Source organism: Brenneria izadpanahii (assembly GCF_017569925.1).
In the GTDB taxonomy this organism is placed as follows: domain Bacteria; phylum Pseudomonadota; class Gammaproteobacteria; order Enterobacterales; family Enterobacteriaceae; genus Brenneria; species Brenneria izadpanahii.
Genome location: NZ_CP050854.1, coordinates 2,186,126 through 2,207,319, shown reverse-complemented (window position 1 = coordinate 2,207,319; position 21,194 = coordinate 2,186,126). Strand labels below are relative to the sequence as shown.

Sequence of the window (21,194 nt, the reverse complement as noted above, 5' to 3'; positions counted from 1 at the left end):
TCCTTGCGGCCGATGATCCCAGCCTTTTAGTGGACGCACCTGTTAAGTGACGATCTGCGGCGTTCAGTTCCCGGCAAACCGTGCGAAAACAGGCGTTTATTGTGGGAATACGCCGCTTATCGCCACGCCGGCGGCGGCGAGATGAGACAAGGCTATCCGGCGCGACGGCGTCGAATAGCCCGGTACGATTTTCAAAGGAAACGCCTGCGCCGTGCGGCTACAACGGCGGCAAACCCGACAGCCGCCACAGTTTGGTCAACGCGAGCCGCCTTTCCTCGTCCGTCTCCGGCAGCGGGCAGCGCAGCGCCACGTCGCGTTGGTCATTCATGCTTAGGCTGCAGTCCGCCAGCGTTTCAGCCTCAAGAAAGCGCCGTTGCAGCAGTTGATGCAGCATCCCCGGATAGCGCCGGCCGAACGCCAACAGCAGTTGCAACTCCGGCTCTCTCGACCGCCGTCGAAACAGCAGGCTGACGCCCTCCTGCGGCCGCCAGCAACCTGTCGGCACGTCGCTCATCGCCGCCAGAAACGCCTCCCGCGTCATAAAGACCGCCGGTTCCTCATTCATTGATCGTCACCTTGCTGTAATCCGCCTGTCCGGTGCGTAAATCCGGATGCCACCAAATAACCAACTGCCGGGCGTCGGGCTGCGGCCGGCAGGAAACCGAGGTGCAATTCGCCGTCTGGCGCGATGTAGAACAAGCGCTCAAAAGCAGAACGGCAAGAATAAGCAGGCATGCTTTATGCCACATAACATCTCTCCCAATTCAATAAGAAGCCAGCAGCGAACGCCGGGCCGGCGTTGTTGAAGATAACGGTTGCAGCGCCAGAAAAACCTCCGCGGACTCGCCGGGAGCCAGGGTGGTTTTAGGCCAGGCCGCCACCGCCAGCGTGCGGCTACCGCCGCAGGCGGATTCGTCGAAACGCTGTATTCGCGTCCCGCTATTGCGCACCACGCCGACGGTTAATCCGACGCTGCCGTTGCCGTACCACTGATAGCGGTTGCTGTCATACACCAGGCCTGGCTGCGAACGGCAAACTTCGCTCAGACGCGCCCCCCGCGTTTCGCTCTGAAATCCGGCCGGAAGCTGTTTGCCGGCCAGATCGCGCATGGCGTTTTCCACCAGGCTGTAGAGGCCGTTTTTACCGTTACGCTGCGAAACGCGATTCATGACGTCATTAAGCTGATGGCGGTTTTCAGCGGAGACATAGCGGGTGGGATCGGTTTGATCGCCGATTAAATGCGGAGTCAGGATGAATAACCGTTCCCGGCGGGAAACTTCATGCCGCGTCGAGGTAAACAGCTGCCCCAGCCAGGGGATATCCCCAGCAGCGGAATGCGGTGGTCGCGATCGCCGCTCTCTTCCACGTGAAAACCGCCCAGCACCAGCGCGCGGTTTTCGCCAATCAGCGCCTGCGTGCTGACGTTGCCGCGCTTCACGCCGGTGGCTTCCCCGTCGCGTCCGGTTTCAACCCTGCCGTCTTCAATATCAATCACCAGTTGGATACTCCGCTGCCCGTCCTGCCCGACCACGCGCGGCGTAACCTGCAGGCTGGTTCCGGCGGTAACGGGCTGAATCTGCGCGACCCGCTCGCCGGTGGCGGTGATGAAGGCGGTGCGGCTGAAATCCACAATCGCGGGCTGATTCTCCAGCGTCAGCACCGACGGATTAGCGACAATAGAGGCGGTGCCCTCGCCTTCCAGCGCCTGAATATCGGCAAAGAAGCGTTTGAAATCGCTGACGAACAGCGTGCTGCGCCCCATCATCATGGCGCTGCCCGCGCTGACGTTGCCCAATGCGCCCTGCCAGTTAGCCTCAAGACGCGACAGCGCGGTGCGATCCACATCCAGAATAATGGCGTCGATATTCACCAGGTTTTGCGGAACGTCGATCTGCTCAACCAGCTGTTGATACTCTTCCCGCCGCTTTTCATCATCGCGGACCAACAGCGCATTATTGCGCACGTCGGCGGAAATCCGGCCATTCAACGCCAACCTTCCGTTCTCATCCGTACTGCGCGCCGGGCTATTGCGCGTAGCCAGCCGGGTCAACATGGCGCGCGTATTTTCCCGCATGGCTTCCATCGCGCTATCCGGCGCGGCGGTCGTTGGCCCGGCAGCGCCTGCCGGCGGCGTGCGCTGACCGTCCATCAGTTCACTGAGGATCGTCGCCACGCCGGGGATCACGATGTGCTGATCGCGATATTGCAACGTTCTGTCCGATACCGAGGCGAAACGCAGCGGGAAGATCATCACCTTGCGCCGTTCATCCTGCTTCTCCCGCTGCTGGCTGAAATTGCGGATCAAATCGATATACGCCTGCGGCCCCGTCACCAGCACCACGCCTTCTTCAGGCAACTCGCCCCAGCCGAAACGGGGATCGAGCAGCCCGATGCCGCTGAGCGCCTGTTTAAGATCGGGCGCGGCGTCCTGAGATATTTCCAGCCGGATTGACGCCTGCTCGTCCTGCGGACTGATATAGAGGGTATGGTTGTAAACAAACCATTGAAAACGGTGTTCCAACGCCAGGCGATCGAGAAAGGCGGCGGGCGTTTCGGCTCGGATCTTGGCTTCGACCAGCGTATCGTTCAGGTTGCCCTGCACCAGCTTCACGCCGTGGCTGTTGGCGAAATCGGTTAAAATCGTCGACAGCAGCGTCTGTTCGGCCGAATAGGCGTATGCGCCTTTGTTCCACTCCGGCGGCGTGACGGCATGCGCCATCGGGATCATTCCCAGCAAGACAAGCGACCAACAAAACCAGCGATATAACGTCAATAAAAATGCATACAGCATGTTACGCATGCCGTTCTCCTTGCAAAAAAGCCAACGTATTCAAGTTCAGCGGACCGGGTGCCGCCGATCTAAGGGCGGGAAGCAGCATGCCGAGCCAGACATCGCGCTGGTTCAGCAATGCCTCCAGGCACCGGCACAGCTGTAGCGCATCATCGGGTTCATGCTTCATCCACAGCCACAGTTGCTCATCCTGCGCGGACAGCGACAGCGCCGCGGCATCCTCGCCATACTGCATCCTGGCGCTCCCGGCCAGTTGCAGCGCCCGCTCAAGCACCGTCTCATCCACGGCCATCGGCAAAGGAATAGCCGCACAGCAGGCAATCCCCTGCGCATGGCGCATCAGCGCAACCGCGCCGTTGTCGATTTCCAGCCGGAGCATGGCGGTCATCCCATTTAGCCAGTTCTCCAGCGAAACGGCCAACTCAGTTGAAGTCATTGATGATGGCCTTCGCCAAGCCGTGTTTTACGCTCAGTAGCTGCCCAACGGCCCAACTGGCGTTGGAATAGTCCATACTGGCTTCGAAAAAAGCGTAGCTATCGGCCTGGCTGGCGCCGCCGTCGGCGACGTCCAGCGCGATGTTATCCAGACTGCGCTGGGCGTTGACGAAATGCGTATCCAGACGGCGCTGTACGGAGTTGTAGGACATAATGAACTCTCCTTCGTTGATTCGACCATGGGGTGACTGCTGTTAAGTGGTCGGCGCGTTGAAGGAGTTCCATCGTCAGGCGGGTTATGCCCGCGCCGCCGTTTCGCGGCGCGGTATCAGTGAGAACCGGCAGATTAGGGAATTTGGCCGGGATCCGCGGAGGACGCCGCCGGTTGCGGGCGCGCCGTTCTCTGGTCCGGTCTGGCGATAAACCACGGCAGGCAAAGCTGAATCAACGGCCCGATTGACAAAGCGTACAGTACCGTGCCGACGCCGAACGTGCCCCCATCAGCCAGCCCGATAGCAACACGCTTACCTCGATAGCGGTACGCACGAGCCGTACGGACCAGCCGGTGCGGGCGTTGATGCCGGTCATCAGTCCGTCCCGCGGGCCGGCGCCGAAACCGGCGCCGATGTACATCCCGGTCGCCAGCGCATTGACCGCGATCGCCGACGCCAGCAACACGCTGCGGGCCGTCAGCGACGCCAGAGGCGGCATCAGAGCCAGCGCGGCATCAGCCGCCAATCCAATAACAATCACGTTACTGATGGTTCCCAGTCCGGGGCGCTGGCGCAGAGGGATCCACAGCAGCAACACCAGCGCCCCGACAATAATCATCACCGCGCCGATATTAAGCGAGAAGATACGCGCTACGCCGAGGTGAAACACGTTCCACGGATCCGCGCCCAGATCTGCGCGCACGAACATCGCCGTGGAAACGCCGTATAACGTCAGGCCGATATAAAGCTGCGCCAATCGACGAACCATTCTTTTCCCCTCATACTTCATCTGTACTGTGGCTATACAGTTACGCAAAATGGACTTAATATTAAGGTCCAGTTTTTACAAAGTGGACTGTAAGTTATGGCACAACGCAGAATAGGCGCCGCGTCTTTGGCGCGATTGCTGGGGCGCTGGCATCAGGATGTTCCGCGAATGCCGGTTTACCGCCAACTGGCGGATGGTCTGCGGCTGTTGATTCTTGATGGCCGTCTGCCGTTGGATAGCCGCCTGCCCGGCGAACGGGAGCTGGCGGCGGTGCTCGGCATAAGCCGCACGACGGTAGCGAACGCGCTGGCGCAGCTACGCGAGGAGGGGTATCTGATCAGCCGTCACGGTTCAGGTTCGGCGACCATGCTGCCGGAAGGCGGTTCAACCGCCCCGCTTACGCCCGGCGCGGCGCCGACGCTGGATCTCTCCACCGCCGCGCTGCCCGCCGGCCCGGAAATTCATCGGGCTTACGCCAGCGCGCTGATCGCCTTGCCGGAATACCTCGACACCACCGGTTACAATCAACAGGGGCTGCCGGAGCTCCGCCTCACCATCGCCCGCCACTATGCCGCGCGCGGGCTGCCGACCACGGCAGATCAAATTATGGTGGTAAACGGCGCGGTCGGCGGTTTTAGCCTGATCCTGCGTTTGCTGACCGGCCCCGGCGATCGGGTGGCGATCGATCATCCGACCTATCCGGTCGCGCTGGCCGCCATTAAAGGGGCATCCTGCCGGCCTGTTCCGGTAAGCCTGCCCGATCGGGGCTGGGACACCGACGGCCTGGCGGCGACCATCGCCCAGACCTCGCCGCGTCTCGCCTACCTGATCCCCGATTTCCATAATCCGACCGGCCGTTGCATGGATGCCGCGACCCGTCAGACGATAGCGGACATTGCCGCCCGCACCCACACCGCCATCGTCGTGGATGAAACCATGGTTAATTTATGGTTCGACGCCCCGCCCCCGCCGCCGCTGGCCGCATTCGACCACACCGATCGGGTGATTACGCTCGGTTCCGCCGGGAAAAGCTTCTGGGGCGGCCTGCGCTTGGGGTGGATCCGCGCTTCCGCCCGCACCATCGGCGCGCTGACTCAGATTCGCGATACGCTGGATTTAGGCTCGCCGGTACTGGAACAGCTGGCCGCCGTGGCCCTGTTCAACGAGGCGGATGATTTTCTGCCGCAAAAGCGGGAAGCGCTGCGCCGGCAACGGGACGCCTGCGGTGCAACGATACGCGATCTGTTTCCTGACTGGCGGGCCGTCTCCCCGGAGGGCGGGCTATCCTGGTGGTTCGAATTGCCTAAACCGCTGGCGAGCGTCTTTGCCGCCAGCGCGGAAACCATCGGCATCCGCATCGGCGCCGGTCCGCGTTTCGGCGCCGACGGCGCGTTCGAACGCTTTCTTCGCCTGCCGTTCACGCTGGAAACGGCGCAGATGAACGCGGCGCTGGCGCGGCTGCAGCCGCTATGGGCGCATCTGGCGCAGAGCCGAAGTTATGGCGGGCGCGGGATGGTGGTATAAGGTGCTGCCGCGTTGATACGCCAGCAGCGTCCCCTATTGCGAAACCGCGGCCATCGGTGAATTATGACTGAGAATGCAGCGGCGTCGCCTCTGCGGGCGGCAGCAGCTGCTCGCTGGCCTGCCGCCAACTGAGCGACATCACGCCGTAGGCGGTAATCAGCTTTAATGCGTCGTTATCCAGCGACTCATCGCTGGCCAGCCGCCAGTCCAGATGAGGATGCGCCTGGAGCCAAGTCTCCACTTCGGCCAACTGAGCGGGATGGCAATAAAGCGTACCGCGCGCTTCATCCTGCCGCTGCCGCAGCAGTTGCCTTAACAGAGCGTCGCGCCGCTGCGCTTCGGGGATCTCATCCAGCAACCGGCTCAACGCCTCGCGCAGCAGCGAGCCGGACTGCATAAGCCAAAACTGTTCCAGCTTCTCCCGATCCTGCCGGTATCCCTGCAACAGCGCATCCGCCTGCCGCCAGAAACGGGACTCCGCCTGCTCAACGGCCTGCCGAACTTCCTGGCCCGCCTGCTCGCGCGTTTGCGCCAATAGTTCCGTTGCCTGCTCGCGGGCATTATCCAGCAGCGTACGGCTGTAATAATGCTCCGCCACCCGCTCGGCGGGGATCACCACCGCTTCCTGCCGGGCTGCGCCATCAAGCGTGAAAAACGTTTTCTTCGTTAGCATTACCCTCTCCTTGTGAGGATTCCGGCGTCTCGGCTTTCCAGATCAACGCCTCGCACAATGCCTTGAGCCGCCCGGCGGGCAAGGATTGCTTAAACAGCGGGCTCCGCTCGCTCAACGCGCGGGGATACAGCAGCCGCAGGCGCGGCCAGCACGCTTCGCCATAGTGAACGCGCAGCAGGGCAAGCGCGTCCGCATCGTCGGTAAACGAACAGTCCGCCGGCAGCCACAAGCCGGGACGCAGCGCTTTAGCCAGACGCCGGCACCAAATTACCTGCTCCGCGGCGATGTCCCGCGGCGCTTCGGCCGGCCGGCATACCACCGCCATCAGCCGCAAGACCAGCGCCCGTCGATCGGCGTTAAGCGCGCCAAGCCGCATCAAAGACGGCTCCGGCGCGGGAGGCGGCTGCGCCGGCAGATCGAAATAGCGGCCAAGCGCCAGCGGATTCGCATGGATAAACTGCCGCAGCCGGGGGGACGGCGGCGTAAAAAAACGCGGTTCATCCCAGTCGGGATCGGCCTGTAATACGCATTGCCCCGCCCACCATCGCACCCAGTCAAGACGAGATTGTTCGCGCGTCATTGCTTTCCTCTTTCCCCGTCTACGCTATTGCCGGGCATCAGTGCGTTTTTGCTGCCACTGCTGCATATAGGGCTTGCCCAACCGCCAGGCCAAAAGACTGACAATCACCAGCCCCAGCAGCGCGGCCGTCCACTGCCAGCGCGCCACCTCTTGCGGCGTCAGCGTAAACGGACCGATCGTGACGACCGGAATCGTATCCTGGTAGGGTTCGGCGGGAACAAAAACAATCGACAAATCCTTATCGTTTTTGCCCGAAAGCCCAGGGATGCTGCTGGCGACCATGCGCCGGATACGCGGCTCCATGCTGTCCGGCTCCAGCTCCGGCCGGTATTTGATGAAAACCGCCGCTGACGCCGGCTGTACCGGCTCGCCGGGCGCTATGCGCTCCGGCAGCACCACGTGCACTCTCGCCACCAGTACGCCGTCGATTTGCGTCAGCGTGGCTTCAACCTCCTGCGACAGCGCGTAGATATAGCGCGCCCGCTCTTCCAGCGGGGTGGAAATCACGCCGCTTTTCTGGAAGACCTCGCCCAGGTTGGTGCGGGACTGGCGGGGCAACCCGGCCGCGTTAAGAATGTTGACCGCCCTTTCCATATTTTTCGCATCGATAACCAGAGTCACCCCGGTTTTATCCACCCGCTTTTCCGCGGCGATCTGATAACGCGCGAGCGCGGCAATCACCTCATTGGCATCGCTTTCCGATAGCCCGCGGTTCAGTTCGATGGGATCGCCGCAGCCAATCAGCAGCAGGGATAACAATAGAAATAGTGCTCGCAAGTCCGTTTTCATCATGCGTTACTGTAGATTGGTCAGTTTTTCCACGCTCTGAACGCTTTTGGCGACCAGCTTGGCACTGAACAAACTTTCCAGATAAAAAGAAGAGAGCGTCCGGGTGGCGTCCAATACATCCTTAGGATTATTTGAACGCATCGATCGGCTTACCTCACGCTCGGCGTCTTTAAACCCGGCGTTGATTCCCTGAGACTTTTCTGCCAGCGCGTTCATCCAGACGCTGTTGCCGTTAGCCGGCGCCGACGAAGCGGAAGGCTGCTCCAATGCGGCGCTGAACCAGGCGATATCCTGCCGATCGATCGCTGAGTCTCCGGCTTCCGCTGTGAAGTTCATCGGGGCTGCTTCATTCACTCGATTGATTTTCATGAGTTTTCCATTCCAGCGAAATAATAACCTGCCGGCATACGCAACCGGCAGGCGGCTTCAGAATCAGAACTGAATGGATTTCGCCGTTTTTTGACCGGCGTTCAATGACTTGGATGCGGAATCCATATGACCGTCCGCAATCGAGTTCTCCGTATCCAGCGCAATTTTTTGCGCCTGCGCGGCAGCGGATTTAGTCAGTGAACCCGCCATTGCGGTATCCAGCGTGGTGGTGGCGGCCTGTGAAGCAACCTGTGAAAGTCCAAAAGCCATGATTTATCTCCAATATGATTGACATTAATAATGTGGGTGAACCGTCATACTGTACTTACAGTCATCCTGTTCATCGATTAAGTGGAGAAGAGAGAAAAACAGTTCCACGCTACGCCGAACTTTCTTAATGGCAGGCATCCGCTGCCTGCCCCCCTAACGTTTTCAGCGCGCGGAAACGTTAAGGACTTTTAAACGGTGATAAAGCGTGCGCTTGGGGATACCCAACTCCGAAACCACGCGATCGATGCAGTGGCCATGCCGCCGTAGCGCGTCCTGAATCAAGAATTTCTCAATCCGCTTTAGACGATCTCGCAATTGCAACGGTTCATGACTGGGTTCCGATACCGATGCCAACGGCGATAGCCCCAGCGCCCAGCGCTCGGCCGCTGCTTTTAGTTCGCGAAGATTACCCGGCCATGAGTGAGCCAGCAGGCACTCATGCAAATGGGTCGTCATCGCGGGGGGCGACACTTTAAGACGCTGGGCCGCTTCATGGCAGAAGCGCTGAAAAAGCGGGACGATGATATCGGTACGGGAACGCAGCGTGGGCAACTGTATTTTCACCGTATCCAAACGAAAGTACAGATCGCGTCTGAACAGTCCTTTCTCCACCAGTTGATGCAGCGGCGTTTGCGTGGCGACGATCACCCGCATATCCAGCGGTTTGAACTGCGTACTGCCCAGCCGCTCTACGCCTCTGTTTTCCAGCACGCGCAACATTTTCGCCTGCAGCGTCAAGGGCATACTGTCGATTTCATCCAGAAAGAGAATGCCTTTGTCCGCCGTTTCCAGATACCCCGCCCGCGATCGGCTGGCTCCGGTGTAAGCGCCGGAAACCACGCCAAAGAGTTCGCTTTCGGCCAGACTCTCAGGAATGGCGGCGCAGTTGACCGCCACCAGCGATCCGCTGCATCCCGACAACTGATGAATACGGCGGGCCAGCGTGTCTTTACCTGTTCCGGTTTCTCCCTCAAGGACGATATCCACACTCAGCGGTGCAATAACATCAATAAACGGAGACAATGTTGCGTGAATGTCATCTGATGAATAAGCCGTTGACGCTATTTCCGGGCATGAACCTACCCAACGGTAGGCGTCATTGTTTTTCCTAAACATTTTCCTGCTCCTGTGCCCTTCCGGGCTGACTTATACCTTCCGAACGTTCCTATTGTGCTCTATAATTACGTGAACGTAACCGGCGCGCATTAGCGGCGCCGGTTAGTCGTTGATAGAGTGGGGCTAAGCATTAACCATCAACGAAAAGCGAAACCATCAGTTATCGCTGAACGTAGGGTAGGAATTACAGAGAGTCGTGTCAGGAAATTCCTACCGCCCCACGAGAATTGCTGGCGAGTCGTTTATAAAATAAGCCGCTTGTTGAGCACATACTTAACAATGTCGGCATTGGTGCTGAACTGCATTTTTTCCATCAAACGCGATTTATGGGTGCTTACCGTTTTACTGCTGATGGCCAGCGCCTGGGCTATCGCATTAACCCCCATTCCCTGCGCAAACATCACCATAACCTGATGTTCCCGCGGCGTCAGCACCTCATGCGGCGCCTTCCCCCTTTCCATGCAATCGAAAAAGACCAACTGCTCGGCAATGGTATGGTCAATGTAACGCGCCCCCTGCGCTACGCGGCGAATAGCGGAAAGCAGCGTTTCAGGATCCTTATCTTTGGTGATATATCCCTTGGCTCCGCTTTTCAGCGCCCGTTGCGCAATCTGTGCCTCGCTGTACATGCTGAGCACCAGGATCGGCAACAGGGGATACTGTGCGACAATACGTAAAATCAGGTCTTCGCCGCAGATGCCGGGCATAGACATATCCAGCAGCAGCAGGTCGATACTGCTGGTGCGCAGCTTGCTCAACACCTGCGCGCCGTTGCCTGCCTCCGCGACCACGCCCAGCGTATCGTCCAGCGCGAAAATCTGTTTAAGACCTTCGCGCATAATGACATGATCGTCTGCGATCATTAAGCGGATCGGCTTATCCATCACTCTCTCCTTTTCCCTTTTTCCTGCTAAGCATCCGCTTCCATTGGAAAGGTAAGCTGCACCAGGGTGCCGCTTCCCGGAGCACTTTCGACAATCACCTCGCCCCCCAGCATGCGTCCTCGCTCTTTCATGCTAATCAGGCCGAAGGCATCGGCTTTGTTTATCCGATCGTCAAACCCTTTGCCGTTATCCTTGATCCGCAGCACCACATTGCCGGAGTGGTTTTCAAGCGTGATCTCCACCTTGCTCGCCTGTGCATGACGCGCCACGTTGGTCAGTGACTCCTGCGCGACGCGGAATGCGGCCGTCACGAATTCGTCTTTGAGCATCAGCTCCGGCTCCGCCGTTTTTAACCGGCATTCGCCGCGGTAATTACGGTTGAATTCGTCACATAGCCATTCCAGCGCGGGCGTCAGCCCCATATTGAGCACATTGGGCCTCAGCCGGGTGGACACATTACGCACCACCTGGATGGTCTGATCCGACAACTGCATCAGTTTCTTCAACTGCTCCTGCATATCTGGGTTGTCTTTGGCGAAGCACATCCGCATCAGCGACAAGCTCATGCGGATGGTGGTCAGATGCTGTCCCAGTTCATCATGAATTTCCCTGGCGATATGCTTGCGTTCCGCTTCACGGGAAATCTCCCGCTGACGCGCCAGCAAGCTCAGTTGCATATGCGAGTCCTCCAATTTTCTTTCCGCATAGCGAATGGCCGTAATATCGCGTCCTACCGCGAGAATAGATAACAGCGCCCCTTGCTGATCGAACTCCGGGACACAGCGGATATGATGAATAACCACATGGCGCTGATCGCCTCTGCCGTTTTCATCCGATAGCTCCCCCTCCGCGCTGCGGCGGCTATCAACCACCTGTTGCACCAGCTGTTGGATATGCATGGCGCACTTGGCTCCCGGCATTAAATCCGTCAGCTTGCGGCCGCACAGTTGCTCAATAGTAAAATCCAGGTGTCTTAGGGTGGCCGGATTGGCGTAAAGACAATTCAACTGAGGATCAAAACGGGTTATCAGGTCAGGCGTATTTTCCACCAACGCGCGAAACTCTTGTTCCCGCGCGTAAGCCAACTGCTCAATATGCTTCCGTTCCCTGATATCTCTTACCACACACATGCTGTAACTGCGTCCTTTATGTTTGAAGTGAGTCAAATTGACTTCAACAGGAATAACCATACCGAAATGGGTGACGTGAAATGTTTCAAACGTGACGCCCCTATCGGTGTCATATTCCTTCCACCAGCTTGCCGGTCTGCTTCTGACCGGCCAATTGGGGTCGATATCTGCGACCCGTAACTGAAGAAACTCTTCACTGCTATAGTGCAGCGTTTGACATGCCGATTCATTGGCATAGCAGAAACGCTCTTCTTCGTTCACGATATAAATCGCGTCTTTTATACGGCTAAACGCAAAATCCACCAGCTCCAACTGTGGCACATCGGTATCAGACGCGGTCCGAAAAGGTTGCGTGAACATCATTAGACTTCCCCTTGTTAAGTGAATAGCACGCACAGCCGAAACCATGCTGCGTTTCAGATACATCACAGGAACCGAGCTCAGAACCAACCTGCGACAACACCGTCGTGCCGGCTGACGGAAGGCTTTACCGCCATGAACAGCGCGGGTCAGGCATCCACGGCTTGACGAATAACCCCCCGCGCACGGGACAACCGTGAACGAACCGTCCCGATAGGAATATCCAGCCGTAGCGCGATATCCTGATAACTAACGTCGGAATCGAGCAACATCAGCAGCATATTGCGCGTGTCATCAGGCAGGCTGGACATCGCTTCAGATGCCCTGCTTAACGCTCTCTGGCTCTCTGTGATCATTCCCGGATCTGTATCAACCGTTACGTTTTCCAGCGCCTCATCGCCGATTTCATACGATCGCTGGCGCGCCTGTTTGAAGTGATTGCGCACCAAATTGAGGGCAATGCCGAACACCCAAGTTTCGGGACGTGACGCACCAAGAAACTTATCCTGATGCTTTAGCACCTCCAGGTAAGTCATTTGCTGTAAATCCTCAACATCGTCATGGTTGCTGACACGTTTACGGATAAAGTTATGTAACTTCTTTCCATGCTGTCTAAACACCTGTTCCCAATCGACGGATGGCGCGTTATACGAGGCGTCTTTCTGGTCGGAATAGACCGGGGTAAAGGATTCCATTTAGCTTACTCTCCGCAATTAGCCCATATCGGCGCCAACGAAGAGCAAGTCCCGTACCACCCTTATCATCAATTTATTCTATTGATTTATAATTACTTATTTTTTTGATGCCGCTTTTTCACGCAACATTTTGCCAATAGACCCTAAAATCGATGCAAGTTTTTGCAATGCTCAAAAGTATATGATTCATCCCGGCAAGAAATACCTATTGCTCTGATTTTTGGTTTCTATGCAGATGGATTGCAAAATGCGGGATAGGCGGCGCGCTTTCGGCAAGAAAGATGAAGCCTATGCAGGAACCGTCCGGACTTTCGAACCACACAACAGCATCGTGTTGACTTAAGCCGGACTGGATAATGATAAAAATTCAGAATGTTACGCCCGTTACGACGCCCGTATCCCGCCCAGTAGATACCGATAACGAGCCGGCGGCGGCGAAAGCGCCTGTACATCATGAACCGCCGCGCTCGCCGCTCGCCACATCAATGGAAGAAGTCGCCATGGCGTTCGGCGAACAGGCGGAGCGCAGAAGTAAATCCCTTAATCGCCGTAATATCGTTCAAACCGATGTGCGGACGCTGGCCAACGTCGAACGGATTGAAAAACTTACCGAGTTGTTCAAGCTGTTGGAAAACCCATCCGAAGGCTCTCCCTCTCAGCAGATGGATCGCATGCGCGGTCTGTTGGCCAACGCTGAAACGCCGGCAGTAGAAACGATACTCCAGGCCGCAGGAAACGATCCGGCGCGGGGAGACGTGCTGCTCAGACAGATTATCAGCCAGGAGCGGACCGCCAGGCCCGCGCTGGCTGAAGCGGCGGAACTGGCGCTGCAACATCTGCATCAGGAGAAGGGGCCGGAAATCAGGGCGGGGATAAACACGGCCGGCGCCATTTCGCTGTTCAGCGCCCAGCCCGAACATCGCCAGGCGATGCGCGATCTCTATTATCAGAAGGTCGTCCATCAACAGTCGGTCAGCGCCCTGCTGGACGCGCTGCTGGAGCGCTTCGACGCCGGCCGTTTCACGGACGGCCTGCGCACCATGCAGCGCGCGCTGTCGGCGGATATCGCCTGCCAGGCTTCGTCTCTCCCTAAAGAGGCGCTGAAAAAAATGCTCGGCAGCCTCAACGACGCCAGCCACCTAAGCCACACGCTATCGGCCAGCAGAGAGATGCTGGCGCGCCTGTCGCTAAAACTGCCGTCGTTTACCTTAGGCGCGATCGATCTCACCCGCCGGCTGATCGGTCTCGGCGCCAATGGCGCTTACGCGCGCGATCTGCACAATCTGGGGCGCGAGGTAGCCGGTACCGAACCCCGGCACCAGGTAATATTTTTCAACGCGCTGCTGCCGTTGGTCCGTGAGCTGCCGCAGCCGCTGTGGCGCGATGTGAAAAACCGCCAAACCGCGCTGCATCTTATTCGCGGCATGATCGGCGATGTCGCGCAGTACGAGAACGTCAAGGCTTCGCTGTCGCCGGCGCCAGGCAGGGATTTGACATGAATCTGCTGATTATCTGGCTCAACCGCATCGCCCTCAGCGCGATGCAGCGTTCCGAGGTGGTGGGCGCGGTCATCGTCATGTCCATCGTATTTATGATGATCATCCCGCTGCCGACCAGCCTGATCGACGTGCTGATCGCGTTCAATATTTGCGTCTCTTCGCTGCTGATTGTACTGGCGATGTATTTGCCCAAGCCGCTGGCGTTTTCCACGTTCCCGGCGGTGCTGCTGTTGACCACCATGTTCCGGCTGGCGCTATCGATCTCCACCACCCGCCAGATCCTACTGCAACAGGACGGCGGCCATATCGTCGAAGCATTCGGCAACTATGTGGTGGGCGGCAATCTGGCGGTGGGACTGGTTATCTTTTTGATTCTTACCGTCGTCAACTTTCTGGTGATCACCAAAGGTTCCGAACGCGTGGCGGAGGTCGCCGCGCGCTTTACGCTGGACGCCATGCCCGGCAAACAGATGTCGATCGACAGCGATCTCCGCGCCGGGCTGATTGAAGCGCATCAGGCACGGCAGCGGCGCGACAATCTGGCGAAAGAGAGCCAACTGTTCGGGGCGATGGACGGCGCGATGAAATTCGTCAAAGGCGACGCCATCGCCGGGCTGGTGATCGTGTTCATCAACATGATCGGCGGATTCGCCATCGGCGTGCTGCAGCACGGCATGGCCGCCGCCGACGCCATGCATGTTTACTCCGTTCTGACGATCGGCGATGGGTTGATCGCCCAGATCCCCGCGCTGCTGATTTCACTGACGGCCGGGATGATCATCACCCGCGTTTCCGCCGAGGGGCAACCGCTGGACGCCAACATCGGCCGCGAAATCGCCGAGCAGCTGACCAGCCAGCCCAAGGCCTGGATCATCTCCGCCCTTGGCATGTTCGGTTTCGCCTTACTGCCCGGCATGCCCTCGATGGTATTTATGGTGATCAGCCTCGCCTCGTTAAGCAGCGGGGTATTCCAGCTATGGCGGATTAAGCAGCAAGGGATCTTAAGCCATTCGCAGGCGGAGGCCGACAACCTGCCCGCCGAACAAAACGGTCATCAGGATTTGCGGCGTTTCAATCCAACGCGGGCCTATCTGCTGCTGTTTCATCCGTCGCTGCAGGGAAATCCCGCCACGCTCTCGCTGGTGCAGCATATCCGTCGTTTGCGCAACCGGCTGGTGTATCAGTTCGGCATGACGCTGCCGTCGTTCGACATTGAGTTCAACGATCGGCTGGACGAGGACGAATTCCAATTCTGCGTATACGAAATCCCCTACGTCAAAGCCACCTTCATCACCGAACGTCTGGCCGTGCACCGCTCGTCTCTCGGCCAGGACGAACAAGAGCAAGAGGATATCATCGCCGGTTCTCCGCTGCGTGATGAAGCGGACTGGCTGTGGGTTTCCCCCGCTCATCCGCTGCTCGAACAGGAAGAGCGCCCGCGCTGGTCGGCGGAGGCATTAATCCTCATGCGGATGGAAAACGCCATTCACCGCTCCGGCGCGCAGTTTATCGGTCTGCAGGAAACCAAGTCGATCCTGACCTGGCTGGAGAGCGAACAGCCGGAACTGGCGCAGGAGCTGCAACGCATCATGCCGCTGTCGCGCTTTGCCGGCGTATTGCAACGGCTGGCGGCGGAACGGATTCCGCTGCGTTCGGTGCGTCCGATCGCCGAAGCGCTGATTGAGATTGGACAACACGAGCGGGACATCCACGCGTTGACCGACTACGTCCGGCTGGCGCTGAAATCGCAAATTTGCCACCAGTACAGTCAACAAAACAGCCTGCATGTGTGGCTGGTGACGCCGGAAACGGAAGAACTGCTGCGCGACTCGCTGCGCCAAACCCAGAATGAAACCTTCTTTGCGTTGACGCAGGACTACGCCGCCGCCCTGCTCGGACAGTTGCGGCGCGCCTTTCCGTCCTCGCTGCCATCCACCGGCCAGATATTGGTCGCGCAGGACTTACGCAGCCCTTTACGCGTCCTGCTGCAAGATGAATTCCACCACGTGCCGGTGCTCTCGTTCTCCGAACTGGAATCGCATCTATCTATCAACGTCCTCGGACGGTTCGATCTGTATGAAGAAAACGCGCCTTTTAACGCATAGGAATGAAATATGTTTGAGCTACGCGTACTGACAGGTTTACATCGCGGCGCGGCATTACCGCTGAGCGGAACGTCATGGCGGATAGGCGCCGACGACGATGCCGATCTCGTCCTCTACGATCCGGGCATCAGCGCGCAGCATTGTCTGCTGGAAAAACAGGAAACAAACTGGCGGCTCAGCGCGCTGGACGGGGAAGTGAGCGATGCGGAAGGCCACGCCGTCGCGCAAATCGCCGATCTGCCGCCCGGCACGCCTTTCGCCCTTAATCATATCTGGCTGTGCGTGGTCGCCGCCGAAACCCCCTGGGAAGCGGACCCGGAGCCGGAAGCGCCCGTCGAGCGCGAAGAGATCGCAGCGGAAACGCCGCCGCAGGAAGCTCCTGACGCGGTACAGCCCGCCGCGGCGCCGCCCTCCGCGACCGTCGCCGCGCCGCGTCTGCCGCTATGGGCCAAAAGCTGCTATCTGCTGCTCAGCCTGTTGCTCATGATGATGATCGGCAGTTGGCTGTTGCAAGAGAGCGTCGCAATGCCTCCCGCGCCGAAACCCAAAGATACGCGCCGTATGCTTAACAGCGTGGCGCAGTTGGAACGTACGCTGCACGCCATGCTGCGCGAGCGTGAATTAACCGATGCGGTAAAACTGGCGTCCACTCATACGCGCGTTGTACTGACCGGCCAGTTAACGGCGGAAGAACAAAAAAAACTGGAACGGATGCTTCTTCAATTCCACCAACGTTATAGCACGACGCTGATGGTTGATAACCGTACCCAGTTGAAGAGCGCGCAATTGCCGTTTCAGATTGTGCAGGTCACCAGCGGGCCGCGGGCCAACGTGGTCACCGACGACGGCAGACGGCTGTTTGTCGGCGATGAAGTGAATCAGCTCCGGCTGATCAGCATCGACGAGCATCAGATCGTGTTCGGCGGTCAGCAGCAGATTAGGGTGAATTGGTAAATGCACACGCAGGCAGCGATAGATTTTCCATTAATGACCCGCTGGTTTCAGCAACAGCGGCGACGGCTGTCCGATTACGCCCCCGTCGATTTGAAAGGACGGGTTATCGGCATCAGCGGCATTTTGCTGGAGTGCGGCCTGCCGCGCGCGCGCATCGGCGATCTCTGTTTGGTCGAGCGTCAAGACGGCAGCCAGGTGATGGCCGAGGTCGTGGGTTTCAGTCCGCGGAACACCTTTCTATCGGCGCTGGGCGCGTTAGACGGCATCGCCCAGGGGCCGCCGTCGCCCCGCTTTACCAGCCCCACTGTATCCAGGTTTCCGATCGGCTGTTCGGCAGCGTGCTGGACGGCTTCGGACGCGCGCTGGAAGACGGCGGCGAAAGCGCATTCGTCCAGCCCGGAGAACGGCATGACGGCGCCCTTCCGGTATTGGGCGACGCGCCGCCCCCCACGTCGCGCCCGCGCATCGCCATGCCGTTGCCTACCGGCCTGCGGGCCATCGACGGGCTACTGACGCTGGGACAGGGCCAGCGCGTCGGGATCTTCGCCGGCGCCGGCTGCGGCAAAACCACGCTGCTGGCCGAACTGGCGCGCAACACGCCGTGCGATGCGATTGTTTTCGGCCTGATTGGCGAACGCGGGCGCGAACTGCGCGAGTTTCTCGATCATGAGTTGGATGACGATCTGCGCCGCCGTACCGTGCTGGTTTGCTCCACTTCCGATCGCAGCAGTATGGAACGCGCGCGCGCGGCCTTTACCGCCACCGCGATCGCCGAAGCGTACCGCGCCGCCGGCAAACAGGTATTGCTGATCATCGACTCCCTGACCCGCTTTGCCCGCGCCCAGCGCGAAATCGGCCTGGCCCTTGGCGAACCGCAGGGCCGCGGCGGTCTGCCGCCCTCGGTGTATACCCTGCTGCCGCGCCTGGTGGAGCGCGCCGGACAAACGCAGGCCGGCGCCATTACCGCCCTCTATTCGGTGCTGATCGAACAGGATTCCATGAACGACCCGGTGGCGGACGAAGTGCGCTCGCTGATTGACGGGCACATCGTTCTAACCCGGCGGCTGGCGGAACAGGGCCACTATCCCGCCATCGACGTACTGGCCAGCCTGAGCCGCACCATGAGCAACGTCGTGGACGACGCGCACCAGCATCATGCCGGCGCCGTACGCCGCCTGATGGCTGCCTACAAGCAGGTGGAAATGCTTATCCGGCTGGGGGAATACCAGCCCGGCCACGATGCGTTAACCGACTCGGCGGTCAACGCGCACCAGGATATTACTCGGTTTCTGCGCCAGGCCATGCGCGACCCCATGTCCTACGACGATATTCAACAGCAATTAGCCGAGGTCAGCGCTTATGCTCCATGACGATGCCGCCGCCCAGGAATTACAGGCCACGCTAAACCTGCTGATGCCGATACGCCGCCAGCGTCTGTTTCGCAGCGAACGGCAACTGCGCCAGGAAGAGAACGCGCTGGCGGAGATCAACGCGCAGATAGCGCGGCACCAACAGCAGTTGCAGGCGCTGCGACAGACGGATCGGCAGCGGCGTGAAGCCTTCGACGCTCAACTGAAAGACCGTAATCAGGCGCTTGAAGACCTCAAGTCGCAACTGGCCGCCGAACGTAAAGCCCTTCGCAACATCGAGCAGGAAATTCAGCGCGGTCATGTCCATCAGCAACGGCGCCATCGCCAACAGCAGCAGATCGGACAGGCGCGCCAGACGGTTCGTCAGTGCCAGAAAGCAGTCGAAAAACTGGAGTTTCTGTTAACGCTGCCCCAGGAGCGCACATGAGCAACGCAACGATCCCGTTCCCCAAACCAGCCGACGCCGCGGCGGCTTTCCCCGCCAAATCCGCCGCACGAGGCGAGAAAGAACAGTACCATTTTTGGCAAGCGTTCACCTTTTCCGACGGCTTTGAGCAGGCGGTTTATCAGGCTGGGAATCCTGACGTCCCGGCAACGGCGGCCCCGGTCTGTTTTGATTCGCCGCCGCCCGCCGGCTACGATGCGTCGATGGATAAAGTGACATCGTCACAATGGCTGGTCCTCCAGTGCGAGTTGGTCGACGCTGTGGACAACGTTGGCAACCCGCCGTTTTCATTCAGCCTGCAGTTGCCGCAGTTGGGCGATATCGACGTCACGCTGGCAACGTTGGCGCCGCAGGGCTGGGATATCGCCCTGCGCTTTAGCCGCGACAGCTACCAGTTATTAAAGCATCGCCGGGAAGCCTGCCGCCGTTCGCTGTCCGATGCGCTGGGCTGCCCGGTCAGGCTGAGTTTTGCCAGCCGCGAGGACGAGCGATGGTAACGCAACCTCTGGCGCTGCCGCGCATGTACCGCGAACAGGCCGACGTGCGCAACCAGCTTGCCGCAGGCCTGACGCTGCCGTTCAGCCGTGAAGATCGGCCCGGCGAGATACGCCTGACGCTGGCGGAGAACGGCGGCGTCGAACCCCTCAGCCACTGGCGCTGCGATGACGGGATCTTCGCGCTTTCCTCACCCGCGCCGGTTTTAAGCCTGTTGTCCGACTGCCCGTTATTGCCGGAGACGGACAAGCAAGCGGCGCAGGAGTGGTACTGGACGCTGTATAACCAATCGCTTGCGCCATCGGTCGCGGCGGTGCTGGGCCAGCTATTTCCCCATCCGGCGCCCCGGACGGCGGAGATCGCAGTGGCAGGCTGGCTAACGGTAAGCTGGAACGGCATTCGCACGCGCAGCCGTATACAGGCGTCTACCGCCTGGTGGCGCGCCCTGCTCAAACGGCCTGGCTGGCGACGGATTTACCCGGCCTTGCCGCATTCATTGCCGTTCGCCGTTCCACTAATACTGGCCGACGCCGTGCTAACGCCCGAAACGCTGAGCCGGCTTGGCTGCGGCGATGTCATTCTGCCGACGACGCCCTATTTCTCTCCTGCCGGACAGGGCTCCATCACGCTGGCTCAGCGGCGTCTGCATGGCGCGGCGCGCTTAGCGGGACTGGCCCCTTACCATTTTGTCATCGCTGACATGGAGATTATCCCAATGAACGATTCTTTTAACGACGCGCAGGCGCAGCAGACCGCCCACGACGAAATAAGTGACATCGTCACAAATAAGAATTCGATGGACCAAACCGAACCGGCCAGACTGCCGCCGCTGCCGGTGACGCTTAATATCCGTTGCGGGCAGATCACCTTTACGCTGCCGGAACTACAGCGTCTGGCCAGCGGTTCGGTTCTGACGCTGCGCGATGTGGTGCTGGGAGAAGCCTGGCTTTGTCACGGCGATATCCCGCTGGCTCATGGCGAATTGATTGATATAGAAGGCAAACTGGGGCTGCAAATCACCCGGTTGCTCTCCACGGCCGACGCCCCGGCGCGACAGGAGTCAGAGGTATGACGGCCGGTCAATTCGATCCCTTGATGTTCGCGCTCTTTCTGGGCGCGCTTTCTCTCATTCCGTTGATGATGATCGTTTGTACCTGCTTTTTGAAAATCGCCATCGTGCTGCTGATTACCCGCAACGCCATCGGCGTGCAACAGGTGCCGCCCAACATGGCGCTGTACGGCATCGCGCTGGCGGCGACCCTGTTCGTTATGGCGCCGATCTTTCAGGATATCACCAAGCGCTTTAAAGAAAGCCCGCCGGATATGAGCGACATTACCGTCTTGCATGAGAGCGTGCTGCATGGCCTGGAGCCGTTGCAGACGTTTATGTCCCGCAATACCGACCCGGACGTTCTCACCCATTTGCATGAAAACAGCCAGCGCATGTGGCCGCCGGCCATGACGGAAAAAGTCGATAGCCAAAATCTGCTGCTGGTGATCCCGGCCTTTGTGCTGTCCGAGCTGACGGCCGGATTCAAAATCGGTTTCTTAATCTATGTGCCGTTTATCGTCATCGATCTGATCGTTTCCAACGTGCTGCTGGCGTTGGGGATGCAGATGGTGGCGCCCATGACGCTTTCGTTGCCCCTCAAGCTGCTGCTGTTCGTGCTGGTCAACGGCTGGACCCGGCTGCTGGACGGCCTTTTTTACAGTTACCTGTGAGGATCGC

Annotated in this window: 21 protein-coding genes and 3 pseudogenes; 9 read left to right on the top strand and 15 right to left on the bottom strand. The window is 59.2% G+C overall.

What is annotated here, in order from left to right; all coding sequences use genetic code 11:
* Positions 1-217 precede the first annotated feature (217 nt).
* The 6 genes and pseudogenes from HC231_RS09910 to yczE all read right to left on the bottom strand — a co-directional run bounded on the left by HC231_RS09910 (position 218) and on the right by yczE (position 4,207).
* Entirely contained in the window at positions 218-565 is a 348-nt protein-coding gene (locus HC231_RS09910) for a type III secretion protein (RefSeq protein WP_208230823.1), read from the bottom strand.
* On the bottom strand, positions 558-749 hold the full coding sequence (gene hrpT, locus HC231_RS09905) for an HrpT family type III secretion system protein (protein ID WP_208230822.1): 192 nt from the start codon (positions 747-749) through the stop codon (positions 558-560). Before hrpT ends, HC231_RS09910 begins: the two co-directional genes overlap by 8 nt.
* Before the next feature lie 15 nt (positions 750-764).
* Positions 765-2,800, bottom strand: a pseudogene (gene sctC / locus HC231_RS09900) (type III secretion system outer membrane ring subunit SctC).
* Positions 2,793-3,227 (bottom strand): type III secretion system chaperone, encoded by a 435-nt coding sequence (locus HC231_RS09895; RefSeq protein ID WP_208230821.1) that lies wholly within the window; start codon positions 3,225-3,227, stop codon positions 2,793-2,795. Before HC231_RS09895 ends, sctC begins: the two are co-directional and overlap by 8 nt.
* Positions 3,214-3,438, bottom strand: a complete 225-nt coding sequence (locus HC231_RS09890; protein WP_208230820.1) for a serine kinase — start codon at positions 3,436-3,438, stop codon at positions 3,214-3,216. The genes HC231_RS09895 and HC231_RS09890 overlap by 14 nt, the downstream gene beginning before the upstream one ends.
* A gap of 134 nt (positions 3,439-3,572) precedes the next feature.
* Positions 3,573-4,207, bottom strand: a pseudogene (gene yczE, locus HC231_RS09885) (membrane protein YczE).
* A gap of 96 nt (positions 4,208-4,303) precedes the next feature.
* On the opposite strand from yczE, the gene yczR reads away from it, so the two are divergent.
* On the top strand, positions 4,304-5,731 hold the full coding sequence (gene yczR, locus HC231_RS09880; protein WP_208230819.1) for a MocR-like transcription factor YczR: 1,428 nt from the start codon (positions 4,304-4,306) through the stop codon (positions 5,729-5,731).
* Between the two features lie 61 nt (positions 5,732-5,792).
* On the opposite strand, the gene sctL is transcribed toward yczR, so the two are convergent.
* The 9 genes from sctL to HC231_RS09835 all read right to left on the bottom strand — a co-directional run bounded on the left by sctL (position 5,793) and on the right by HC231_RS09835 (position 12,597).
* The gene (gene sctL, locus HC231_RS09875; RefSeq protein WP_208230818.1) at positions 5,793-6,404 is read right to left on the bottom strand and encodes a type III secretion system stator protein SctL; all 612 of its coding nucleotides are present in this window, start codon (positions 6,402-6,404) and stop codon (positions 5,793-5,795) included.
* Positions 6,373-6,984, bottom strand: coding sequence for a type III secretion protein (locus tag HC231_RS09870; protein ID WP_208230817.1), 612 nt, complete (start codon positions 6,982-6,984; stop codon positions 6,373-6,375). Before HC231_RS09870 ends, sctL begins: the two co-directional genes overlap by 32 nt.
* 24 nt (positions 6,985-7,008) lie before the next feature.
* Positions 7,009-7,776 (bottom strand): type III secretion system inner membrane ring lipoprotein SctJ, encoded by a 768-nt coding sequence (sctJ, locus tag HC231_RS09865; RefSeq protein ID WP_208230816.1) that lies wholly within the window; start codon positions 7,774-7,776, stop codon positions 7,009-7,011.
* Positions 7,777-7,779: 3 nt separating this feature from the next.
* Positions 7,780-8,142 (bottom strand): EscI/YscI/HrpB family type III secretion system inner rod protein, encoded by a 363-nt coding sequence (locus HC231_RS09860; protein WP_208230815.1) that lies wholly within the window; start codon positions 8,140-8,142, stop codon positions 7,780-7,782.
* 63 nt (positions 8,143-8,205) lie between these two features.
* Positions 8,206-8,412: a type III secretion system major pilin HrpA gene (locus HC231_RS09855; RefSeq protein ID WP_208230814.1), complete on the bottom strand. Its 207-nt coding sequence runs from the start codon at positions 8,410-8,412 to the stop codon at positions 8,206-8,208.
* Positions 8,413-8,574: 162 nt separating this feature from the next.
* Positions 8,575-9,528 carry a sigma 54-interacting transcriptional regulator gene (locus tag HC231_RS09850; protein WP_208230813.1) on the bottom strand — a complete coding sequence of 318 codons (954 nt, stop codon included), beginning with the start codon at positions 9,526-9,528 and terminating at the stop codon, positions 8,575-8,577.
* A 242-nt stretch (positions 9,529-9,770) separates the two neighbouring features.
* Positions 9,771-10,412, bottom strand: coding sequence for a response regulator (locus tag HC231_RS09845; RefSeq protein ID WP_208230812.1), 642 nt, complete (start codon positions 10,410-10,412; stop codon positions 9,771-9,773).
* Positions 10,413-10,438: 26 nt separating this feature from the next.
* The gene (locus HC231_RS09840) at positions 10,439-11,905 is read right to left on the bottom strand and encodes a PAS domain-containing sensor histidine kinase (RefSeq protein ID WP_208230811.1); all 1,467 of its coding nucleotides are present in this window, start codon (positions 11,903-11,905) and stop codon (positions 10,439-10,441) included.
* 146 nt (positions 11,906-12,051) lie between these two features.
* Positions 12,052-12,597 (bottom strand): RNA polymerase sigma factor, encoded by a 546-nt coding sequence (locus HC231_RS09835; RefSeq protein WP_208230810.1) that lies wholly within the window; start codon positions 12,595-12,597, stop codon positions 12,052-12,054.
* A 356-nt stretch (positions 12,598-12,953) separates the two neighbouring features.
* Between HC231_RS09835 and sctW the strand changes: the two genes are divergently transcribed.
* The 8 genes and pseudogenes from sctW (at position 12,954) to sctR (ending at position 21,187) form a co-directional block, all read left to right on the top strand.
* Positions 12,954-14,096 (top strand): type III secretion system gatekeeper subunit SctW, encoded by a 1,143-nt coding sequence (gene sctW, locus HC231_RS09830; protein WP_208230809.1) that lies wholly within the window; start codon positions 12,954-12,956, stop codon positions 14,094-14,096.
* Positions 14,093-16,201, top strand: a complete 2,109-nt coding sequence (gene sctV, locus HC231_RS09825; protein ID WP_208230808.1) for a type III secretion system export apparatus subunit SctV — start codon at positions 14,093-14,095, stop codon at positions 16,199-16,201. Before sctW ends, sctV begins: the two co-directional genes overlap by 4 nt.
* Before the next feature lie 9 nt (positions 16,202-16,210).
* A complete protein-coding gene (locus tag HC231_RS09820; RefSeq protein WP_208230807.1) occupies positions 16,211-17,155 on the top strand; it encodes an FHA domain-containing protein in 945 nt (314 codons plus the stop codon).
* Positions 17,156-18,525, top strand: a pseudogene (sctN, locus tag HC231_RS09815) (type III secretion system ATPase SctN).
* Complete coding sequence (locus HC231_RS09810) at positions 18,515-18,952, top strand: type III secretion protein (protein ID WP_208230806.1); 438 nt, start codon at positions 18,515-18,517, stop codon at positions 18,950-18,952. Before sctN ends, HC231_RS09810 begins: the two are co-directional and overlap by 11 nt.
* Positions 18,949-19,467, top strand: a complete 519-nt coding sequence (locus HC231_RS09805; RefSeq protein ID WP_208230805.1) for a type III secretion system HrpP C-terminal domain-containing protein — start codon at positions 18,949-18,951, stop codon at positions 19,465-19,467. The genes HC231_RS09810 and HC231_RS09805 overlap by 4 nt, the downstream gene beginning before the upstream one ends.
* Entirely contained in the window at positions 19,461-20,537 is a 1,077-nt protein-coding gene (gene sctQ / locus HC231_RS09800; protein WP_208230804.1) for a type III secretion system cytoplasmic ring protein SctQ, read from the top strand. Before HC231_RS09805 ends, sctQ begins: the two co-directional genes overlap by 7 nt.
* Positions 20,534-21,187 (top strand): type III secretion system export apparatus subunit SctR, encoded by a 654-nt coding sequence (sctR, locus tag HC231_RS09795; protein ID WP_208230803.1) that lies wholly within the window; start codon positions 20,534-20,536, stop codon positions 21,185-21,187. Before sctQ ends, sctR begins: the two co-directional genes overlap by 4 nt.
* Positions 21,188-21,194: the final 7 nt, after the last annotated feature.